This is a genomic window from Paenibacillus sp. J5, assembly GCF_054955055.1.
The window spans coordinates 80,117-101,137 of the sequence record NZ_JBUEDD010000005.1 but is presented as its reverse complement, the minus strand read 5'-3'; the positions used below and the strand labels follow the sequence as shown (position 1 = coordinate 101,137).

The following is a 21,021-nucleotide window of genomic DNA, read 5'->3' as shown; positions in this document are numbered from 1 at the left end:
GTTTATAGCGTTGTTTATAGAGTTGAGAGAAGTCTTTGTGTAAGGAGCAGACAACCACCATGCTATATTTTGATCATTGTTCATCAACCCCGCCGCATCCTGATGTCGTTCGCACGCTATCGGAGGTCATGCAGCGTCATTATGCCAATCCGGCTTCCATGCATCAGGCGGGGATGGAGGCAGACAAGCTGATGCAGCGCGCCCGTTCGGTCGCTGCGGAGCTGTATGGAACGAAGCCAGAGGAATGGATATTCACATCGGGCGGAACAGAAAGCAATAATCTGGCAATCAAGGGCGCAGCAAGGGCGCTGCGCAGCCGGGGGAATCATCTGATTACGACCAAGATCGAGCATGCCTCGGTGTATGAAGCGTTCCGCGCGCTGGAGGAGGAAGGCTTCGAAGTAACCTACCTGCAAGTGGAGCAGGATGGCAGGCTCGACCCGGCCAGGCTGGAACAGGCGCTTACCGATCGCACCACGCTGGTCAGCGTGATGCAGGTGAATAATGAGACCGGAGCGGTGCAGCCGATTGAACAGATTGGGCAACTGCTGTCCCGCTATCCCAAAATCGTATTTCATGTGGACGGCGTTCAGGCAGCGGGCAAGCTTGAGACCAGAATCAAGGAATGGCATGTGGATCTATACAGCATCTCAGCGCATAAGCTGCAAGGACCCAAGGGCACGGGCTGGCTCTATGCGCGCGAGTCGCTTCGCCTGACGCCGCTGCTATCTGGCGGCGATCAGGAGCGCGGCTTGCGTCCGGGGACGCCGAACATGCCGGCGATTATCGCCGCTGCCAAGGCGCTGCGGCTCGCGCATGAGTCGCGGCCGGAGCGGTTCGCTCGCATGCGACAACTGCGCGGGCGCTTGCTGGACGGGCTGGCTGCTGTTCACGGACTGACGCTGATCGATAGCGAGCAGGGCGGGGTAGTTGCCCAGGCTGCGAAGCAGCGTCCAGATGGAGTGAACGGAGAAGCGGCTGCCCAGGCGCGCCTGAGCAAGGATATCGTGCTGGCGGCGCCGCATGTTATCTGTTGCTGCTTTCCCGGCCTCAAGCCGGAGGTGGTCGTTCATGCCCTGGAGGAGCGGGGCATCATCATCTCGACCAAGTCCGCCTGCTCCTCGCGCAGAAACCAGCCAAGCAGAGTATTGCTTGGCATGGGACTCGGGGACGAGCTGGCGCAGTCCAGTCTGCGGATCAGCCTCGGGGACGAGCATACAGAACAGGATATTGACCAGTTGATTGCGGAGCTGACGGCAGTTGCTGCCCGCTTGAAGCCGCTTGCCAGAGGGGGCGCATACAGATGAATACATTAACCTATGATTTGATTATTGTCCGATTCGGAGAATTCACGTTAAAGGGTCGTAATCGGACGCGGTTTGAGAAGAAGATGCAGAGCCAGATTCTCGCGGTGCTGGAGCAGTATCCGCGTATTGAGGCCGTCATGGACTATGGGCGCGTCTATGTGCTGTTGCACGGCGAGCCTTACGATCAGGTAGCCAAGCGGCTGCAGTCAGTCTTTGGCATCGCCAATCTCAGTCCGGCGCTCCAGTGTGAGCCAGAGCTTGAAGTGCTGCGCGCGACAGCGCTGCGAGCCATGAGCGTCTATGATGAATCCCCTCGCACCTTCAAGGTGACAGGGCGGCGTGTATGGAAGGAGTTCCCGCATAGCTCGCAGGAGCTGAATCCGTTGATCGCTGGCCCAGTGCTGAAGGCAAGCCCTTGGCTGACCGTTGATGTGCGCAAGCCCGATATAGAGCTGAAGATCGAGGTGCGCCAGGACATTGCTTATGTGTTCAGCGAGGTGATCCCTGCCGCTGGCGGTTATCCATACGGTACGAATGGCAAGGCGATGCTGCTGTTGTCTGGCGGCATCGACAGCCCGGTTGCCGGATGGCTGGCGATGCGGCGCGGGCTGGAGATCGAGGCCGTGCATTTCTACAGCTACCCATTCACCAGCGAGCAAGCGCGGGACAAGGTTATTGAGCTGGCAAGACGGCTCTCCTTTTATAGCGGGCGTATTCGGCTTCATCTGGTGCCGTTTACCGAGGTGCAGACCTCCTTTGCCGGCATTCAGCAGGATAAGCTGACGATAACATTGATGCGGCGGGCGATGCTGCGCATTACGGAGCAGCTTGCCGGGCAATCCGGCGCTCTGGCGATTGTGACAGGCGAAAGCCTCGGCCAGGTGGCGAGTCAGACGCTGGGGAGCATGAATGTCATCGGGAGAGCGACGGAGCTTCCGCTGCTGCGGCCGCTGGTGGCGATGGACAAGCAAGAGATTATTACGTATGCGGAGAAGCTGGATACGTATGAGGTGTCCATCCAGCCTTATGAGGACTGCTGTACGCTGTTCGTGCCCAAATCGCCAAGCACCAATCCGAATCTGCGTGCAGTGGAACGGATCGAATCGCAGATTGCTCGCTTGGCCGAGCTGGAGGACGAAGCGATCCGCGGAACGCAAGTGCTGGACATCATGCCCTCGCAGCGAAGCGCGGTGGCCAGCGCGGGCGAGGATGACTGGTTCTAGCATCTAGCTGGAAGCACTGCTTCCTCGCAGATCGGTGAGCGGGGTGAGAATAGCCGCTTCGGTCGAACCTCATGCGGTGCGATGCACAGGCTGTCAAAGCTTGTATAGATTTGGTGGACATAACCCCCTTGCCTGTCACATACATCTGTAATGTGACGAAGGGGGCGAGTCCAGTGGAGAGTATACTATTATTTGTACAAATTGTATTTATTAATGTGCTGCTTAGCGGTGATAACGCAATCGTAATCGCCATGGCCAGCCAGCACCTGCCGCCCAGCCAGCGCAAGCGGGCGATCTTCTGGGGATCAACAGCGGCTGTGCTGCTGCGCTGCGTGCTGACGCTAGTGGCTATCACGCTGTTGAAGATACCTTACCTGCAGGCCGCAGGCGCGGTGCTGCTGTTCATCATAGCCGTCAAGCTGCTCCGCGACGCTCACGAAGGGGAGGGGCATCCGTCTGGAGTGCGCAAGGCAGCCTCGCTTGCTGGCGCGATTCAGACGATTGTAGCGGCTGATTTCGTGATGAGCCTGGACAATGTACTGGCTATTGCCGCTATTGCCGAGGGTGAGCCGCTCATGATGCTGCTGGGCATCGGGCTGTCGATTCCGATGATCGTATGGGGCAGTCAGTTGCTTGGCGCTGCGCTACGCAAATTTCCCCCATTGGTCTACATCGGTGCGGGACTGCTCGGGTATGCAGCCGGCAAGATGCTGATTCAAGATCCGGGGCTGAACGGCTTGCTGTTTCACGGCTCAGCGACCGTTGCTGAAGCGATTCCGTTGCTGTCCATTCCATTTGTAATTGTCCTGTCGCTGCTGGGAAGACGCTCTGTGTAGAGCGTTTTTTTTACGGATTTCGGTTTCGCCACTGGTTTTTTCGCTTTCGTTCCTTTAAACTAGAGTAAAAACGTGTCGTCTTTCGTCACTGAATGCGGTTGGCGGTGCAGGATTGGGGGGACTAACCGAATGTCCAAAAACCAATATTCCGTAGGAATACTGATGCTTCTCGCGGGCATCGTTATTTTGTTTGGCAAGCTGGGGGTATTCAGCTACATTGGAACGGTCTTCTGGCCGGTCTTTGTACTGATTCCAGGCATCTTGCTGCATGTGCTGTACTTCGGACGAATTTTCCCGGCTGTCGTGCTCATTCCAGGCGGCATGCTGTCAACTTATGCACTGCTGTTTTTTTACTGTAATGCATTTGGATGGAGTCATCTGCAGTATTTGTGGCCGTTTTTTATTTTTGGCGTAGCTGTAGGCTTGTATGAGTATTACATGTTCAGTTATTCCCGCCAGCGCCGCGCTCAGGTTGCCGCGTTCGTGCTGACAGGCATCACTGCTGTCTGCTTCGGTATTATGCTGTTCTGGGGCTGGGGCATCTATCTGATCGCACTGGTGCTTATTGCCGGCGGAGCATGGATTGCTTTTGGACGGAGAGTAAAGTGGGCAAAATGGTAATAGGCTCATACAGTCTGTAAGGCGCAAGCAACATCAATTTTTGAACTGGAGAGGAACATCCTGAATGCATTCGAGAGAAAATCTACGCAACATCGCAATTATTGCCCACGTTGACCATGGCAAAACCACACTGGTAGACAAGCTTTTGCAACAGTCTGGTACGTTTCGTGACCATGAGGTTTTGCAGGAGCGGGCAATGGACTCCAATGATTTGGAGCGAGAGAGAGGCATTACCATTTTGGCGAAGAACACAGCCATCACCTACAAGGAATATCTGGTGAATATTGTCGACACGCCCGGACATGCCGATTTTGGCGGAGAAGTGGAACGGATTATGAAAATGGTTGACGGGGTGCTGCTGGTTGTTGATGCCTTCGAAGGCTGCATGCCGCAAACGAAGTTCGTGCTGCGCAAAGCGCTGGAGCATCAACTGACGCCGATCGTCGTCGTCAATAAGATTGACCGTCCGAATGCCCGTCCGGCCGAGGTTGTGGATGAGGTGCTCGACCTGTTCATCGAACTGAATGCCAATGATGATCAACTGGAATTCCCTGTCGTGTATGCATCCGGTCTGATGGGAACGTCCAGCACGAACCCGGAGCAGCAGGATGAGAATATGCAGGCATTGTATGAGACGATCGTCCAGCATATTCCTGCGCCAACAGAGAGCGCTGTAGACCCGCTGCAATTTCTGGTCACGCTGATGGATTATAATGAATATCTGGGTCGCATCGCCGTAGGTCGTGTGAACCGCGGCGTCATCCGTCAAGGGCAGCCCGTTGCTGTTATGACCCGTGAGGGAGGGCAAAAGCAAGCTCGCATCGAGAAGCTGTTCGGCTTCCAGGGGCTGAAGCGGATCGAGATTGAAGAGGCGGGAGCAGGCGACATCATCGCGATCGCTGGTATCAAGGATATTAATATCGGTGAGACGATTGCCGATCCGGCCCATCCGGAGGCACTGCCGGTGCTCAAGATTGATGAGCCGACCCTGCAGATGACGTTCCTCGTCAACAACAGCCCATTCGCAGGCCGTGAAGGCAAGTGGGTTACCTCCCGCAAGCTGCGTGAGCGTCTGCTCAAGGAGCTGGAGACCGATGTGGCGTTGCGCATCGAGGAGACGGACAGCCCGGATGCCTTCATCGTTGCTGGTCGCGGCGAGCTTCACTTGGGCATTTTGATCGAGAATATGCGTCGTGAGGGCTTTGAGCTGCAAGTGTCCAAGCCAGAGGTTATTGTGAAGGAGATCGATGGTTCCAGAATGGAGCCCTATGAGCGTCTGATTATCGATGTGCCGGAGGAGAGCACAGGAGCTGTTATGGAGAGTCTGGGAACGCGCAAGGCTGAGATGGTCAATATGGTTAACAACGGCACAGGCCAGGTACGACTGGAGTTTATTATCCCGGCGCGCGGTCTCATCGGTTATCGCACGCAGTTCCTGACGCTGACACGCGGTTATGGCATTATGAACCATGCGTTTGACAGCTACGGCCCGCTGGCTGGCAACTCGGTAGGCGGCCGTCATCAAGGCGTGCTCGTCTCGACCGAGAATGGTACATCGACCTTCTACGGCATGATGTCTGTTGAAGATCGCGGTACCCTGTTCCTGGAACCAGGCACCGAGGTGTACGAAGGCATGATCGTTGGCGAGCATACAAGAGATAACGACATCGTTGTGAATATCTGCAAGGAGAAGCAACTGACCAACGTGCGCTCGGCGACGAAGGAGGATACGGTGAAGATGAAGACACCGATTATCTTCTCGCTGGAGCAGGCGCTGGAGTATCTGAATGATGATGAGTACTGTGAAATCACGCCCAAATCGATTCGCCTGCGCAAAAAAATTCTGAACAAAAGCGAGCGCGAGCGTGCAGAGAAGCAACGCAAAATGGCGGGATCGAACGTATAAGCAGGGAGGTTATTAAAAAATGCAGGCATGGCTTAGCAACCATCCGCTTGTTTCATACGTCTTAATTTTGGGATCTGTAATCTATATCTTTAACCAGGTTTTCCGTGCTCAAAGACGACTCCCGATCTTGAAGGAAATACTGGTGCATATTATGATGGCCATCGGGTCGCTTGTTCTGCTCGTGCTGCAGATCGACAAACTCCCGATCATTCAGTGCATGGCTGTAGCGATAATCATGATGTTCATGCTTCGAGCCAGACAACTGTATGACAAGTGGAAGGGTGGAGCGAAGCCCCAAGGACAGGGTAGCGAGCCTGAGGCCAAGTCATAAGATGCTATAACGTTTGCTGATCTGCGCAAATCGGTCCCGCAGGGGAGCGGTTTGCGCAGATGTGCTTATAGGTCACAGTCGGTAGATCTACTTACATAATTGTGCTGCTCTCATGCGCGCCGTTCTGCGTGAGGCGTAGTTTTGCCGGTGAAGGTGTGCTACAGTTCGGGCGCCCAGGATGCGGTCTCATTCGTGAATAACCGCTAGAATCTGTTGCAGCTTGACGTTTGAGCTGTCCTTGGCACGTACAGAACCTTCTATCCCAAAATTATAAGATTGATAGGTGAGATGATCATGGCAGAACAAAAAGACAGTGAACAGTTGTCAAGGAGTGCCGCTCGAGCTGTGCGATCCAAAGCGCCCAAGAAGAAGAAAAAGGGCGGATGGGGCAAGTGGGTAGCGCTCTTCACGCTGCTGCTGTTGGGTGGAGTTGCGGTCTATCTGGGGATACTTGTACAAAACACGACAAAAGTTATTGATACTATCGGTAATACAACGGTCGAGGAAGTGCCTGTGGAGGAGTCTGTTAAGGTGAAGCCGGTCACGCTGCTGCTGCTTGGACTCGATTCACGGGAGAAGGGCGGCGGGCTGAACACTGATGTCATCAAGGTGGTGGCGCTCAGTCCCAAGTCCAAAACGGCGACGATCGGTTCCATTCCTCGCGATACGCGCATCGAAATGTCGGGTGTGCCAAGCGATAAGGCCAATGCTTATTATGCGCGCTATTATGTAGAGGCAATTCGCGACAAGAAGACAGCGGATGAGGCGCATGCCTATGCGCGGCGGGAGACACGGGAGCTATTCAGCGAATATCTTGGTGTTCCGATCAATTATACAGTTGTCGTCAATTTTAACGCCTTGAAGGATATTGTGAATGCACTGGGCGGTATCGATGTTGACGTGGACATCGATATGCGCTATTGGGATACGCTGGATGGCACCGACATCAATCTGAAGAAGGGGCCGCAGACGCTCGACGGCAAGCAAGCACTGGACTTTGTACGCTACCGCAAGTCGAAGGCCGGGAAAACGAAGGAGTCCAGCGACTTTGAGCGCAATGTACGGCAGACGCAGGTTATCTCGGGCATTCTGGACAAGATCAAGTCGTTTGACGGTATAACCAAAGCCAATGAGCTGCTGGAGGCGGTTGGCAACAACGTCAAGTCGGATATTCATCCAAAGGAAATTACCAACATGATGACGACTTATATGGGAATCAATGGATCTTCCGTTGAGTCGGTGCTGTTGGATGGCAAGTGGGTGTCTCCTTATGTATATGGCGACCCGGACAGCCTGCAGGCGCTCAGCAACGCGCTTAAGGCGCGGCAAGCCGAGGAACCATTGGAATTGAAATGAATAAATATGATATAATGAGGCAAGCATGAGTCAATAAAGGAGGCGCAGATCATGTCTGAAATGACAGCGACAGCCGAACTGTCCGTTTCTCTATTGAACCAGTTGAAGAAGGCGCCGTTTGTGCTTTTGCATACTGCAGATGCGCAGACTGGACTGCCGACCTCTCATGCCTTGTCTTGGATTGTGCCGGTGCATAGCACCAAGCTTAGATTTGCTCTGGATGCCCGTTCAGGGCTGAATACCAACCTTCAGGCCAGACCTGAGGCAGGCATCACCATGTTTGCTCCAGGGTCGTTGAGTACAGCGTATGGCCATACCAGGCACCTGTCCGATGCGCTGGCTGGTGTTCCGCTTGAGGTGGCCTGCTATGAATTGGATATTACCGAGTTGAAGGATGCCATGTTCCACGGTGGTCGTCTGTGCTCTCTACCTGAATTTGAACTGACCTATGATAAACATGCTGCGGACAAGTTGAATGGACAAGTATTTGCCGCCATGAAAAAAGCCTAGTGAGCGATTTCACTAGGCTTTTTTATATTCATAATCATGACGGCAGACGTTGTAGCGTAAAGTAATAGAAGCCGACTGCTTGTTTACATGGACGTCTTCATTTTTGGCGTATCGACATCTTCGGCAGGAGGCGTATCGCGCGGCACCTGCGGCACGATGCGGCCGATAATATCGGCCATCTCCTCGGCGAAGCCGGCGATCGGTCTGCCTCGTCGAATATCGGCGCCAATCTCCTTCAATCGTCCCGATAGATCCATATCGGCTGTAACAATGGCATCTATTCCATAAGGGTCTTTGCGGAAGGCTTCAGCAACGGAATATTTAATCGTTCCTACACGGGAACGCTCCAGATGCTCATCCACATCAATGCCGACAACGGCCTTGTTGCCCATGATGACACAGTGCGCTTTGTTAACGCCAGGCACACTCTGCGCCAATGCTTCGAGATGGGCAGCGACCTGGTTATTGTCGACTTCGGCCAGCGTGCGCGGATGTGTCTGCTGTGCGGTCATACCGTTATTATTATGTGGAGAGGGTGATATGTTGTTCCGGCTACCGCTGCCGCAGCCTGCCATGAGAAGGCATAGCGACACAGCCAGTAAAGAGCGAAGAAGCATTTAAGCATCCAACCTTTCCTTGAAGTTGATTCTTTCCCAGTGTGCCCGAACATTGGGGATGCTATGTATGCGGTCATGAATAAACCAGCTCTTGTTGCCTCACATCAAAAAATGCTCCGGGAGGGCTCACGATGACAAAAATTTTCGTGCTCGACACCAATGTACTGCTGCATGATCCTCAGGCTATATTTGCCTTCGAGGAAAATGAGGTCGTTATTCCCGCAGTAGTGCTGGAGGAGATTGATTCCAAAAAGAGGCTGGCTGACGAACTGGGGCGCAATGCCCGCAGCATATCCCGTCTGCTTGACGGGCTTAGAGAGACAGGAAGGCTTCATGAAGGAATAAAGCTGAGCAATGGCGGCCTGCTGAAGGTGGAGCTGAATCATCGCAGCTTTGTACGGGTTCAGGAGATGTTCGGGGATATGTCGAATGACAACCGGATACTCGCTGTGGCGTTGAATTATCATCTGGAGGAGCAGGATCAGGAGAAGCCGCGCCAGATTGTGCTGGTGAGCAAGGATGTGCTGGTGCGTATTAAGGCAGATGTGCTGGGTCTGATGGCGGAGGATTACTTGTCTGACCATACGGTGGAAGCTTCCGATATTTATACCGGTTATGTGACCCTTCATGTCCATCCATCGGTCATCGACGAATTTTATACGTATCGTTTCCTGAGCGTTAAGGGGCTGCAGCTTAATGTGAGGCTTCATCCGAATGAATTTGTCATCTTGCGCGATGAGATGGGGACATCCAAGTCAGCGCTGCTCAAGGTGTCCCAGGACGGGGTAAGGCTCGAGCCGCTGTACCTGAGCAATGATCCGGTATGGGGCATAACGGCGCGCAATGCTCAGCAGCGGATGGCGCTGGAGCTGCTGCTCAATGATGATGTGCCGCTGGTGACGCTCACCGGCAAGGCGGGCACAGGCAAGACGCTGCTTGCGCTGGCAGCAGGGCTCATGAAGGTCGAGGATGAGCACAAATACAAAAAGCTGCTCATCGCCCGCCCTGTCGTGCCTATGGGCAAGGACATCGGCTACTTGCCAGGCGAGAAGGAGGAGAAGCTGCGTCCGTGGATGCAGCCGATCTATGACAATCTGGAGTATTTGTTCGATACGAAGAAATCCGGGGACATCGATAAAATCCTGATGGGGCTGGGCAGCATTCAGGTGGAGGCGCTCACCTATATCCGTGGGCGCTCCATCCCAGGGCAATTCATCATCATCGATGAAGCACAGAATCTGACTCGTCATGAGGTGAAGACGATCGTGTCGCGTGTGGGCGAGGGCAGCAAGATTGTATTGATGGGTGACCCTGAGCAGATCGACCATCCGTATCTGGATGCTGTCAGCAATGGGCTGACCTATATTGTGGAGAGTTTCAAGCAGCAGACGCTAAGCGGTCATATGACGCTGGAGAAAGGGGAGCGCTCCAAGCTCGCGCAGCTTGCCGCCGACTTGTTGTAAATGGTGAAATGACTCAGGACGCCGCCAGCCATCACCGATGGCCGGCGGCGTCGCTGTGATGATTTATATGGTAATGGAAGCAGAAGGCAGCATGTGGCAGGGGAGGGAGGCGGTCTGCTGCATTTGTAACATACACTTAATAAGATTTTGGTGCAGGGTATGGTAGAATAGGGGGAGAATGCTGCCAGAACGGAGGGGGAGCCTTGTCGCGCCGAACCTATCATTTTATGCTGCTAAGTCTTCTCATACTGTTCATCGTGCTTGGCTTTCCCATGATGCTATCCGGTTCAAGCGACCGGCTGGTACCCTGGAGAGGAACGGAGCCGCAGCAGATCGATGAAACTGAACGAACTGCGGAAACGGTTGTCAGGACGATTCGTGTAACCGTTTCCTTGGATGAGGACGAGCTTGCGCTGCTACAGCAGTGGAACAAGGAATTTACAAGGCGCTATCCTGCCATTCATATTGCGGTGGACAACCTCCCTTATGAGGAGGCTTACGCCACGCTTAAACGCAGGGCGGTGCTTGGCGACGCCCCGGATATTATGCTGCTCGACAGCAACTGGGTCGTTGATTTTGCTGCATTGGGGTATCTGAAGAATGTGGACTCGCTATTTGCCGGAGAGATGTCCTCAGACGTTCCTGCTGGCCTTGTGCAGCCCCTAAGGTGGAATGGCTACCTCTGGGGTGTACCCAAGGATGCCGATCCTCTGGTAGTCGTCTGGAGCCGCGTACAGCTTCAGAAGCTGGGGGTGGAGGAGCCGCCCCGGAGCTGGAACGAGCTTGCGGCGTTGTCCTCACAGTCCGGTTCCGAGCCTCAGTTATCATCCCCGTCGATTCTCGCAGGTTTTGAGTCCAAGCAGTTGCCCGCCTTCCTCGTCTGGATGGCTGCGGTGGGCGGAGCGGGCGACCCGTATAGGCTGCCATCGCTTATGAAGCAGCCGCAGGCGGCGGAGCAATTCGCCATGCTCGATAAGCTGCGTGGGCAAGATCGGCTGCTCGCGGTATCCGGCCGCACGCAGTTGCTGGATGCGCTGGAGCAGGGACGGCTATGGTCAGCCGTGCTGTCTCTCTCGCAGGTATTTGGCAAGCTGCAGACCGCAGGCGGGCGGTTGCTGGTGCAGCAGGAGCCGTCAGGCGTTCCGCTCTGGTCAGGCGGGCGAAGCTTCAGTCTGTCCTCACGGACAGAGTATGCCGGGGAAGCGAAGCTGTGGATCGAGTTCGTTACGGATCCGGTGCGCCAGCAGTCGTTCTTCGGTCAGACGGGCAAGCTGCCAGCGCGCAAGGCGGCTTACGACGGGCTGGTCGCGGATAAGCTTGCGGTAACCATGCTTGCTGGATTGGAGATTGTCCCTGGGACGCGCAGGGACGCCTATTGGAATCAACGCCTTGCCAAGGACAGTCGGCTATGGGAGCGGTGGCTGAGCGGTGAGCTTCCTGTTCAAGCGCTATTTGCCGAAAGCGCACTCGAATAATAAAACCTCTTGCAAGGGCAGCATCATAGCTGCGCCGCGCGGCCTTCATCCGCTGCAAGAGGTTTTTTTATATGTAGGATATGTGCAGGCAGTCTATAGGGTCAGCTTCAGCTCTATTATAAGTTCTCCATCTTGAATCTCCACAGATTCCGCTTGAACAAGCTTGACCAGCAACTGCGGGTAGAAGCTGAGATCGAATTCCTCCTCCAGCGCTTTGCGGGTCGTATCTGGCAGCGCCAGCTTGTTGAACCGCAGCTCATCCACATGGAAGCGAATGGCATTAACCGGCTCGTTCTCCAGCGTGTAGCGCCCTTGGAGGGCAACTGACATGCCTTCGCGTTTGCCCTCTACCTGAATCGCGCCATCCAGGAAACGGAAGGCAAAGTTGTTAAACATCTCATTCTGTCCGCGCAAAAACTCATTCAGTGCCTCCTCGGGCACCTTGACTGTATACTTGAAGCCCTTCATCTTCACATATTGCGGGTTCTCCTTCAGCCAGCTCGGCAGCTCCTTCATCGATTGTGCCAGTGCGCGGAAGTAATGCTTCACCTCGGTCAAGCCTACCGTCTGCCAGTAGGCCGTCATCTCCTCCATCAGCAGCCGCAGCCTCTCGCTGTCCGGCATGGATGCAAGCCCGGATTCAATGTCCTGCTCCAGCGCGGCCAGCCGTATACGCTGTGCGTTAAGCTGCTGCTCCAGCTCAGTCAGTTGCCGCTGCTGCGAATGCAGATTGTCGCGTTCGGCACGAAGCTGCTGCACCTGCTCCTGGTAGGTAGCCAGAACCTGCCTGTCCTTCTTGAATATCCATTCGAAATAATCATACACAGCCAGCAGCTCCGTCAGACTACGGTAAGAAAACAAGGCGCTAAGCCACACGCCCCGTTCGCCCATATAGTAGGCGCGCAGAACCTTGCCAGCCTCCTGCTGCTGCTTGGAGCCAGCCTCCATCTGTGACGCCAGCTTCTCCTCTGTGAGCTGTGCAATGCTCCCCAGCTCTTCACGCTGCCGGGCAACCCGTTCGATCTCCTTGTCGATCTCGACGACCGAGAGGCTCTTCTCCAGCAACTGCTGGACGGCTTCGTCTTCAGGGAGAGCGAAGACGGTGGAGATGGCGACCCTCTCTACCGTCCATAGAAGCAGCAGACAGCAAGCCAGCCACACCGCGGGATAACGAATAGCGCGTATCACCGACAGGTTCCCCCCTTGCTATAGATATGACATCCTATTCTATGCCCAGGTGATGCATAATATTTCCACAGCAGATAAAGAAACAGCCGGGCTAGTACAGCCCGGCTGTTCGCAATATAAGAATGAAACCTCATCAAGCAGTTATTCTTATATTTAGCTGCGTGGAAGCTTGTACGCCCCATGAAGGCGTTCTACAGATTCCGCGCGAAAGTACGGTGTAGCATCAGAACGGCATTCCCATCTCGAAGACAGACCAGTACGTGAAGCCTGCAAAGGATAGAATCATGTATCCCCAGAACATCAATATGTACGTTCTTTCGGAGAAATTCAAGTATCCAAGCAGAACGAACACTGCGGTCTGCACGAGGAACAAGATTGCCATCTCGTACATATGACCTGCATACGCCATGAGGCCGATTACCAGTGTCCAGAAACCGAGTACCCGAAACATACGTGCCATTTACCCAACCCCCCTGTCACACATACATCAGTCACAATTGACACAATTATACTCAACATTATACCGTCTTGATTTCGGTCTGTAAACTACGAAAACAGCGAATTTTCACTTTACCTTGTACAGTTTGCCCTGATTAAGCAAAAGTCATGTATGAGCGATTGCAAAATTGGAAATACAATTTAGTATCGATAGATTCTATGAACTCTACCAAGGGCATAAAGATATATGGAGGCCCTTAATGTTAGGAGGTTTTGGTTGCATGACAGCAGTCAGACAAGATGCATGGAGCCCGGATGATGATTTGATGCTCGCTGAGGTGACATTGCGCCATATTCGGGAAGGCAGCACGCAATTGGCGGCTTTTGAGGAAGTAGGGGAGAGAATTGGCCGGACATCGGCAGCCTGCGGCTTCAGATGGAACAGTTGCGTTCGCAAACGCTATGAGGAAGCGATTCAGATGGCTAAGCAGCAACGGCAAAAACGTAATTATTTGCGCAAGCAATCATTTCCGACGATTACGCATGTCTCCTCCGTGACGATGGAGGATGTCCGCTCTTATGATAAGGCGGAGGCAATCGGCGAAGAAGCGATCACAATCGATGCTGTAATCCGGTTTTTGCGAAGCTGGAAGACAACCTACCAGGATCTGACCCGTCAAATCAAGACGATGGAGAAGGAACTGAAGGAGAAGGACGAGGAGCTGTTCGAGCTCCGTGCCAACAATGAGAAGCTATCCAAAGAGGTCAACAACGTGCAGGTCGATTACAGAACGGTGAACGATGATTACAAGACGCTGATTCAAATTATGGATCGTGCGCGCCGCCTGGCCAGCATGAGCGAGGAAGAGGAAGTCAAATCCAGATTCAAGATGGATGCCAATGGAAATCTGGAGCGTATTGAATAAGACGCTCCACCACAGTCACAAGCATAACCGTCCGCAAGGGATGGTTTTCCTGCAGAGCTATTCGCTGCTGCAGTGCAAAACCGTACTTTGCGGACGGTTTTGTGTGTAAGCCTTCTTGTCAGCAGTGCAGCTTGCCAGCAGTGTAGCGGACGGAACTGCCGCGAAGCAGGACGGCTGCTCGCGGGTGAGCATTCTGTGCTATGATGTAGGACAGGAAGGAACGGCAAGGAGGAGAAGCGGTGAAGCATCTGATTATCGGTGGCGGAGCGGTCGGACTGCTGATGGCCGCGCGCCTGTCGGCAGCAGGTATGAGGACAGCCGTAGCGACCCGCACTGTCGAACAGGCCGCAGAGTTGAGTGATAGGGGCATAGAGCTTGCAGCAAGCTCAGGCGAGGCGCAGGCGGTCAGATATGCGGTGGAAGCGTGTGGGGTGTGGGAGGCTCAGGCTCCGGGCTTAGGACAAGGGGCGGACGAGCTGGCGGTGTGGCTGACGGTGAAGCAGACGCAGTTGACCGAGGAGCTGATTATTCGACTGGCTGACATCGTGCCTGCCGGTGCGCTGTTGCTCTGCATGCAAAATGGCATTGGTCATATCGAGCGCCTGGAGCGCGGACTGCCACAGCTTGCCGTCATCCCTGTCATTACAACGGAAGGAGCGCTGGCGGGTGCGAACGGGACGTCAGTGATGCATACTGGCCACGGACAGCTTCATATGGGCGAAGCACGGACGGAATGGGCGCGCACAAGGCAAAAAATATTGTTGAAATGCTTGGAAAAGGCAGGAATCCCGGCGTTTTTGTCGAAAGAGATTGAGGGTCGCATCTACCAGAAATTACTCATTAACAGCATAATTAATCCGCTTACAGCGCTCTATGGGATCAAGAACGGCCAACTGCCCGGCGATCCGTCCCGATTGAAGCTGATGAGAGGATTGCATGATGAGACCTTACATATTATGAGTGCCGCCAGCATAGCTTGCGCTTGCGGCAGTTGGCAGTCGGTGCTGGAGGTATGCCGCAATACGGCAGCAAATGAATCGTCGATGCTGGGGGATATTCAGCGCGGGCGCAGAACAGAGGTTGAATGGATTAATGGCGGTTGGGTCAGACTCGCTGGGAAACACGGACTGGAAGCCCCGCTTCATCAGGCGATGTGCTCGATGATCCGGGCGCTGGAAGAGTAGCCGCGCGCCATGTCGATCGGGGCGAGACGACCTGGCTGCGGCGACATACTTCACATAGAAAGGAGCGAAGGCAGGATGCAGTGGTTATGGCAGAGTTTTGTGCACGCATACGCGTTCCTTGCTGTTGTACCTATAGTTCCTTTTATATTGATTTTCTTTGGTTACAAGGCTGTGACGGGGGACAAGAAGAAAGCGGTGCGGCTGGCCATGGATATTACAACCGCATTGCTGATTGGATGTGTAGCTGTACTGTTTAACCATACGTTCAACAGCGGCTTCGGCATTTTTGCCATTTTGCTGTTGATGCTGATTGGCGGCGGGCTGATCGGCAATCTGCAATACCGCTCCAAGGGAGCGCTCGATGTGATGCGCGTCACCCGTGCGGTGTGGCGATTGAGTTTTTTTGTAATGAGTATCCTGTATATACTATTGATGATTGTTTATTTATTTCAGACCATCGCCAAATTGTAGTGCGGGCTTGTAGGGCAGATTATACTTTGACGGCTTCAACCTTCGTTGTGTACAATCAAATCTGTAAATGCTATAGCAGTGTACAGTGACTGGAGGCAAGCAGGAACATGGAGGAGAATCATATACAACTGCCGTCCGGTCAGCCTGTGACCGAGGCTTACATCCATAAGTCAGACCCGAAGCTATTGGAATTATTCGGTTATCATTGGAAGGAAGAACGCGACTGGAAAGCCAGAGCGCTGTGGCTGGAGCAGTCCGAAGCATCACGGGCGCAGCGAGCAGAGGTCGCCCAAGCGTTATACAGCTATAATGCAGCTCATGGTGCTTCCGCTTCTGCGCTGCGCCATATTGAACAATTAAAGGATGGAGCGCTGGCAGTCATCGGCGGTCAGCAGGCCGGGCTATGGAGCGGGCCGCTCATGGTGCTGCACAAGGCGGTGACGATCATTCAGAGCGCTGCCTCCGCTCGCCAGAGACTCGGCCAGCCCGTGGTGCCGATCTTCTGGATCGCCGGGGAGGATCATGACTGGGAAGAGGCCAATCACGCCTACCTTGTGACCTCCGAGCCGAAGCTTCGCAAGCTGGAGCTGCAGCGACCCAAGGGAGCCAGAACATCGGTAAGCCGAAGCCTGCTCCGCCCTGGACAGTGGCAGCAGGCGCTTGCCGAGCTGGCAGCCGTGCTGCCGGATTCCCCGCACAAGCCGGAGCTGCTTGATCGGCTGCATGGCTTGACAGCAGACGCGGCCACCCTGACAGATATGTTCGCCTCCATGCTGGCCTGGCTATTCGGCTCCCAGGGGCTGATTGTCATGGATGCAGATGATCCGGCGATCCGCAGGCTGGAATCGCCGATGTTCGAGCAGATGATCCGCAGCAACGAGAGTCTGTATGACGCCTATGGAGCGGCGCAGCAGCGGCTGCTGGAGCTTGGCTACCCGATTCAGGCTGAGCAGGCGGACAACAGCGCGAATCTGTTCCACTTTGCGTCGGCTGCTGGCGCTTCAGCGGCAGGTGATCGTCTGCTGCTGCAACGCAGCGGCGACCGCTTCGAGGATCGCAAGGGGCAGGTGTCGTACACGCGCGAGGAGCTGCTTATGCTGGCGAAGCAGGAGCCGGAGCAGCTCAGCAACAATGTGCTGACCCGTCCGCTGATGCAGGATTACCTGTTCCCGGTGCTTGCTACGGTGCTTGGCCCGGGAGAGATTGCCTACTGGGCGGCAACAGGCAGCGCCTTCAAGCAGCTTGGCATGGAGATGCCGATTGTAGTGCCCAGGCGCTCCTTCACCCTGATCGATGCAGGGACAGCCAAGCATATGGAGAAATACAAGCTATCCGTTCATACGGTGCTTGACCATTACGAGCAGTATCGCAACGAGTGGCTGGATCGCCAGGAGGGGCTGCAGCCCATGGATCAGCCGCTGGAGCAGATGCAGCGCGAGCTGGAGCGCATGTATGAGCCAGTGCTGGCGAAGCTGACTGGGTATGGCGCAGATATGGTCGCGCTTGGCGAGACGAATCGACGCAAGGTGGTGGAGCAGCTCGAGTATCTGAAGGGGCGCCTTCATCTGGAGCGGAGCCGCCGCCACGAGGAGCAACTGCGGCAGATGGATCGGGTTCAATTGCAGCTATGTCCGCTCGGCAAGCCACAGGAGAGGGTGCTCAATGTGGTGCAGCTATGGAACCAATGGGGCTTGCACTGGCTGGAGCAGCTTCTCCAATTGCCATATGACGAGGATTGCAGCCATCGCATTGTATATATTTGAATACACTAATCTGAGGAAACTATTTGGAGGTAACCATAATGAGTCAGAGCACGAATACGGCAAAAGAAAACAGCATAGTGGCAGATCTGTCGCTGGCTCCCGAAGGACATCTGAAGATTGACTGGGTAAAAGCGCATATGCCCGTGTTGAACCGAATTCGCGAGCAATTCGAGCAGGAGCAGCCGTTCAAGGGGCTGAAGGTGGCGATCTCGCTCCATCTGGAGGCGAAGACGGCTTATCTGGCGAAGGTCGTGCAGGCTGGCGGCGCAGAGGTGACGATTACAGGCAGCAACCCGCTATCGACCCAGGATGATGTGTGTGCAGCGCTGGTCGAGGACGGCATCACTGTATTTGCCAAATACAATCCAGAGCCGGAGGAATACAAGCAACTGATGATCAAGGCGCTGGAGACCAAGCCCGATCTGATCATCGATGACGGCGGCGATCTCGTTACGATCTTGCATTCGGAGCGTCGTGATCTGCTCGAAGGTGTGCGCGGCGGCGCCGAGGAGACAACGACAGGTATTTTGCGCCTGAAGTCGCTGGAGAAGGATGGTGCCCTCAGCTTCCCGATGGTAGCTGTGAACGATGCCTTCTGTAAATATCTCTTCGACAACCGCTATGGAACCGGCCAATCGGTATGGGATGGGATCAACCGCACGACAAATCTGGTCGTGGCAGGCAAGACCGTTGTCGTTGTCGGCTATGGCTGGTGCGGCAAAGGTGTGGCGATGCGCGCCAAAGGTCTGGGTGCGAATGTCATCGTGACCGAGATCGACGCGATTCGCGCTGTCGAGGCCTATATGGACGGCTTCGCGGTCATGCCGATGATCGAGGCAGCCAAGCATGGCGATTTCTTCGTGACCGTAACCGGCAACCGCGACGTACTGCGCAAGGAGCACTATGAGGTGATGAAGGACGGAGCGATCCTGTCCAATGCGGGTCATTTCGATATTGAAGTGAACAAGCCGGAGCTGGAGGAGCTGAGCACGGGCAAGCGGACGGTGCGGCGCAACATTGAGGAGTATCAGCTAAAGGACGGTCGCAAAATCTATCTGCTGGCAGAGGGACGTCTGGTGAACCTTGCTGCAGGGGATGGCCATCCGGCGGAAATTATGGATATGACCTTCGCGCTGCAAGCGATGTCGCTTAAATATGTGAACGAACGCTATGAGGAAATCGGCGGCAAAGTGGTCAATGTTCCTTACGAGCTGGATGAGCAAGTGGCGCGCTACAAGCTGGAATCGCTTGGAACGGGCATTGACTCGCTAACCGAGGAGCAGAAGTCTTATTTGGACAGTTGGCAAGAGCATTAATGATGGGCAAGGCTGCCGCTGGCGCAGACAATTCCATACATTGCCTCTAGCGTATACGGCTGCTGCCCTCCAGTGCGGGCGAAGCATCGTTTCGCGTGGATAGATAAGAAGCTATAAGGTTGAACGGCGCTTATACTTCTTATGTATTGAAAAAATCCTGCTTGCAAAAGCAGGATTTTTCTTTTATATGGCGAATAGTTTGAACTTGAGTGGTGCAAAGTGGGGGAAAGTGGTGAAATAGGGATAGGAGGTGGATGACGGAATGTTTATGGGGGAATATCAGCATAGCGTGGATGACAAAGGACGCCTTATTATTCCCGCCAAATTCCGTGATCGGCTCGGCCCATCCTTTATTGTCACTCGCGGACTGGACAACTGTCTGTTCGTTTATCCTCTATCCGAGTGGGCGCAGCTCGAGCAGAAGCTCAAGTCGCTGCCCTTGATGAAATCGGATGCCCGCGCATTCACACGTTTTTTTTTCTCAGGGGCAACCGAATCCGAGCTGGACAAGCAGGGCAGGGTGAACCTGCCGGCCAATCTGCTCGCACATGCGAAGCTGGAGAAGGAATGCATCGTGCTAGGTGTCACCAACCGTGTGGAGATTTGGAGCAAATCGATTTGGGAAAGCTATTTCCAACAGTCAGAGGAAGCCTTTAATGACATTGCTGAGAAGCTGGTTGACTTCGACTTTAACTTCTAGAATAAGCCAGGAGGGCGACAACGTTGTTTGAACATATTACGGTGCTGAGAGAGGAAGCAGTCGACGGGCTGGCGATCAAGCCAGACGGTATCTATGTGGACTGTACTCTTGGCGGAGCCGGACATAGCGAGCTGATTGCCTCTAGGCTTGGCAAGGGCGGGCGGTTGATCGCTTTTGACCAGGATGACTGGGCGCTCGACAATGCGCGCAAGCGGCTTGCGCCTTATATGGAGCAGGTCACGCTGGTACGCAGCAATTTTCGCGAGCTGGAGCAGCAACTGCTGGGGCTGGATGTGCCAACCCTCCATGGGGTACCGCAGGTGGACGGCATATTGTTTGATCTGGGTGTGTCCAGCCCGCAGTTGGATGAGGCAGAGCGAGGCTTCAGCTATAATCATGACGCACCGCTCGATATGCGGATGGATCAGCAAGGAGAGCTGACGGCGGAGGAGATCGTCAATGAGTGGGAGGAGCGCGAGCTGGCACGTATTCTGGCCGACTATGGGGAGGAGCGATTCGCTCGCTCGATTGCCCGCAAGATCGTGCAGGCTAGAGCACAGCAGCGTATTGCTACGACGGGCGAGCTGGTAGAGCTGATCAAGGCGGGCATACCCGCGGCGACCAGACGAACCGGCCCGCATCCAGCCAAGCGCTCCTTCCAGGCACTGCGCATCGCAGTGAACGATGAGCTAGGCGCAGAGGAGAGTGCACTGCAGCAGACGGTGCGCTGCCTGGCGCCGGGGGGCAGAGCCTCGGTGATTACGTTCCATTCGCTGGAGGATCGGATCTGCAAGCAGACGTTTGCCCGGTATGTGCAGCGCTGTAGCTGTCCGCCTGACTTCCCGCAGTGTGTATGCGGCCAGAGGGGCATATTGAAGCTTGTGAACCGCAAGCCAATCGTGCCCTCGGAGTCGGAGCTGGAGCATAACCCGCGGGCTCGCTCAGCGAAGCTCCGGGTTGCGGAGAAGCTGTCGTTAGCGGAATAAGAAATACATTAATTTGCCGGACAGGAAGGGGAAAATGAATGGCTTACATGCATGGGAATTTGGCGCTCAAGCCCAAGAAGCGCCCGGAGCAGCCCAAGGTTCAGAGAAAGCAAATGGTCATCCGCCGCAAATCGATCCCTGTTCAGGAAAAGCTGCTCTACATGTTCACTATCGTGGTCTGCGTGTTTGTAGCCGGAACGATCATTTTCCGCTATGCGCAAATCTATCAGATGAATCTGGAGATCAGGGAAATGACCAAGCAGCAGGATGTCATGTCGGCAGAAATCAAGGAACTGCAAAAAAAGGTGGAGCAGCTAAGCGACCCGGATCTGATTCGCAGCAAGGCTGTGGAGGAAGGCATGGTCAAATCGGAGAACCCGATCACGGTCAAAGTCAACTAAAGG

General features: G+C 54.6%; 21 protein-coding genes. 18 read left to right on the top strand and 3 right to left on the bottom strand.

Going from position 1 to position 21,021, the window contains the following annotated elements; all coding sequences use genetic code 11:
* Positions 1-59: 59 nt before the first annotated feature.
* The 8 genes from ACY1JZ_RS10560 (at position 60) to ACY1JZ_RS10525 (ending at position 8,090) form a co-directional block, all read left to right on the top strand.
* On the top strand, positions 60-1,307 hold the full coding sequence (locus tag ACY1JZ_RS10560; RefSeq protein ID WP_462629119.1) for a cysteine desulfurase family protein: 1,248 nt from the start codon (positions 60-62) through the stop codon (positions 1,305-1,307).
* Positions 1,304-2,530 carry a tRNA uracil 4-sulfurtransferase ThiI gene (thiI, locus tag ACY1JZ_RS10555; RefSeq protein WP_270172240.1) on the top strand — a complete coding sequence of 409 codons (1,227 nt, stop codon included), beginning with the start codon at positions 1,304-1,306 and terminating at the stop codon, positions 2,528-2,530. The genes ACY1JZ_RS10560 and thiI overlap by 4 nt, the downstream gene beginning before the upstream one ends.
* A gap of 173 nt (positions 2,531-2,703) precedes the next feature.
* Positions 2,704-3,366 (top strand): TerC family protein, encoded by a 663-nt coding sequence (locus ACY1JZ_RS10550; RefSeq protein ID WP_270172238.1) that lies wholly within the window; start codon positions 2,704-2,706, stop codon positions 3,364-3,366.
* Between the two features lie 129 nt (positions 3,367-3,495).
* Positions 3,496-3,987: a hypothetical protein gene (locus ACY1JZ_RS10545; protein WP_270172236.1), complete on the top strand. Its 492-nt coding sequence runs from the start codon at positions 3,496-3,498 to the stop codon at positions 3,985-3,987.
* A gap of 64 nt (positions 3,988-4,051) precedes the next feature.
* A complete protein-coding gene (typA, locus tag ACY1JZ_RS10540; RefSeq protein ID WP_270172234.1) occupies positions 4,052-5,893 on the top strand; it encodes a translational GTPase TypA in 1,842 nt (613 codons plus the stop codon).
* A 19-nt stretch (positions 5,894-5,912) separates the two neighbouring features.
* Positions 5,913-6,224: a YlaH-like family protein gene (locus tag ACY1JZ_RS10535; protein WP_270172232.1), complete on the top strand. Its 312-nt coding sequence runs from the start codon at positions 5,913-5,915 to the stop codon at positions 6,222-6,224.
* 294 nt (positions 6,225-6,518) lie between these two features.
* Positions 6,519-7,580, top strand: coding sequence for an LCP family protein (locus ACY1JZ_RS10530; RefSeq protein ID WP_270172230.1), 1,062 nt, complete (start codon positions 6,519-6,521; stop codon positions 7,578-7,580).
* A gap of 51 nt (positions 7,581-7,631) precedes the next feature.
* Positions 7,632-8,090, top strand: a complete 459-nt coding sequence (locus ACY1JZ_RS10525) for a PNPOx family protein (protein WP_270172228.1) — start codon at positions 7,632-7,634, stop codon at positions 8,088-8,090.
* Between the two features lie 83 nt (positions 8,091-8,173).
* On the opposite strand, the gene ACY1JZ_RS10520 is transcribed toward ACY1JZ_RS10525, so the two are convergent.
* Positions 8,174-8,707: a YhcN/YlaJ family sporulation lipoprotein gene (locus ACY1JZ_RS10520; protein WP_270172227.1), complete on the bottom strand. Its 534-nt coding sequence runs from the start codon at positions 8,705-8,707 to the stop codon at positions 8,174-8,176.
* A 131-nt stretch (positions 8,708-8,838) separates the two neighbouring features.
* On the opposite strand from ACY1JZ_RS10520, the gene ACY1JZ_RS10515 reads away from it, so the two are divergent.
* Both ACY1JZ_RS10515 and ACY1JZ_RS10510 read left to right on the top strand, forming a co-directional pair.
* Complete coding sequence (locus tag ACY1JZ_RS10515) at positions 8,839-10,170, top strand: PhoH family protein (RefSeq protein WP_270172225.1); 1,332 nt, start codon at positions 8,839-8,841, stop codon at positions 10,168-10,170.
* Between the two features lie 203 nt (positions 10,171-10,373).
* Positions 10,374-11,645 (top strand): ABC transporter substrate-binding protein, encoded by a 1,272-nt coding sequence (locus tag ACY1JZ_RS10510; protein ID WP_270172223.1) that lies wholly within the window; start codon positions 10,374-10,376, stop codon positions 11,643-11,645.
* Positions 11,646-11,738: 93 nt separating this feature from the next.
* Here ACY1JZ_RS10510 and ACY1JZ_RS10505 read toward each other — a convergent pair whose 3' ends face one another.
* Together ACY1JZ_RS10505 and ACY1JZ_RS10500 are read right to left on the bottom strand one after the other, a co-directional pair.
* Complete coding sequence (locus ACY1JZ_RS10505) at positions 11,739-12,833, bottom strand: hypothetical protein (protein WP_462629118.1); 1,095 nt, start codon at positions 12,831-12,833, stop codon at positions 11,739-11,741.
* Positions 12,834-13,056: 223 nt separating this feature from the next.
* Positions 13,057-13,293 (bottom strand): DUF2626 domain-containing protein, encoded by a 237-nt coding sequence (locus tag ACY1JZ_RS10500; protein WP_270172219.1) that lies wholly within the window; start codon positions 13,291-13,293, stop codon positions 13,057-13,059.
* 259 nt (positions 13,294-13,552) lie between these two features.
* Between ACY1JZ_RS10500 and ACY1JZ_RS10495 the strand changes: the two genes are divergently transcribed.
* The 8 genes from ACY1JZ_RS10495 to ftsL2 all read left to right on the top strand — a co-directional run bounded on the left by ACY1JZ_RS10495 (position 13,553) and on the right by ftsL2 (position 21,018).
* A complete protein-coding gene (locus ACY1JZ_RS10495) occupies positions 13,553-14,197 on the top strand; it encodes an RsfA family transcriptional regulator (RefSeq protein WP_270172217.1) in 645 nt (214 codons plus the stop codon).
* A 239-nt stretch (positions 14,198-14,436) separates the two neighbouring features.
* Entirely contained in the window at positions 14,437-15,381 is a 945-nt protein-coding gene (locus tag ACY1JZ_RS10490; RefSeq protein ID WP_462629117.1) for a ketopantoate reductase family protein, read from the top strand.
* Positions 15,382-15,456: 75 nt separating this feature from the next.
* A complete protein-coding gene (locus ACY1JZ_RS10485; protein ID WP_270172215.1) occupies positions 15,457-15,852 on the top strand; it encodes a DUF3397 domain-containing protein in 396 nt (131 codons plus the stop codon).
* Positions 15,853-15,959: 107 nt separating this feature from the next.
* Positions 15,960-17,615 carry a bacillithiol biosynthesis cysteine-adding enzyme BshC gene (gene bshC, locus ACY1JZ_RS10480; RefSeq protein ID WP_462629116.1) on the top strand — a complete coding sequence of 552 codons (1,656 nt, stop codon included), beginning with the start codon at positions 15,960-15,962 and terminating at the stop codon, positions 17,613-17,615.
* Between the two features lie 38 nt (positions 17,616-17,653).
* Positions 17,654-18,931 carry an adenosylhomocysteinase gene (locus tag ACY1JZ_RS10475; RefSeq protein ID WP_270172213.1) on the top strand — a complete coding sequence of 426 codons (1,278 nt, stop codon included), beginning with the start codon at positions 17,654-17,656 and terminating at the stop codon, positions 18,929-18,931.
* A gap of 262 nt (positions 18,932-19,193) precedes the next feature.
* The gene (gene mraZ / locus ACY1JZ_RS10470; protein ID WP_270172212.1) at positions 19,194-19,631 is read left to right on the top strand and encodes a division/cell wall cluster transcriptional repressor MraZ; all 438 of its coding nucleotides are present in this window, start codon (positions 19,194-19,196) and stop codon (positions 19,629-19,631) included.
* A gap of 23 nt (positions 19,632-19,654) precedes the next feature.
* Positions 19,655-20,617: a 16S rRNA (cytosine(1402)-N(4))-methyltransferase RsmH gene (gene rsmH, locus ACY1JZ_RS10465; protein ID WP_270172210.1), complete on the top strand. Its 963-nt coding sequence runs from the start codon at positions 19,655-19,657 to the stop codon at positions 20,615-20,617.
* 38 nt (positions 20,618-20,655) lie between these two features.
* Positions 20,656-21,018 carry a cell division protein FtsL gene (gene ftsL2, locus ACY1JZ_RS10460; protein ID WP_270172208.1) on the top strand — a complete coding sequence of 121 codons (363 nt, stop codon included), beginning with the start codon at positions 20,656-20,658 and terminating at the stop codon, positions 21,016-21,018.
* Positions 21,019-21,021: the final 3 nt, after the last annotated feature.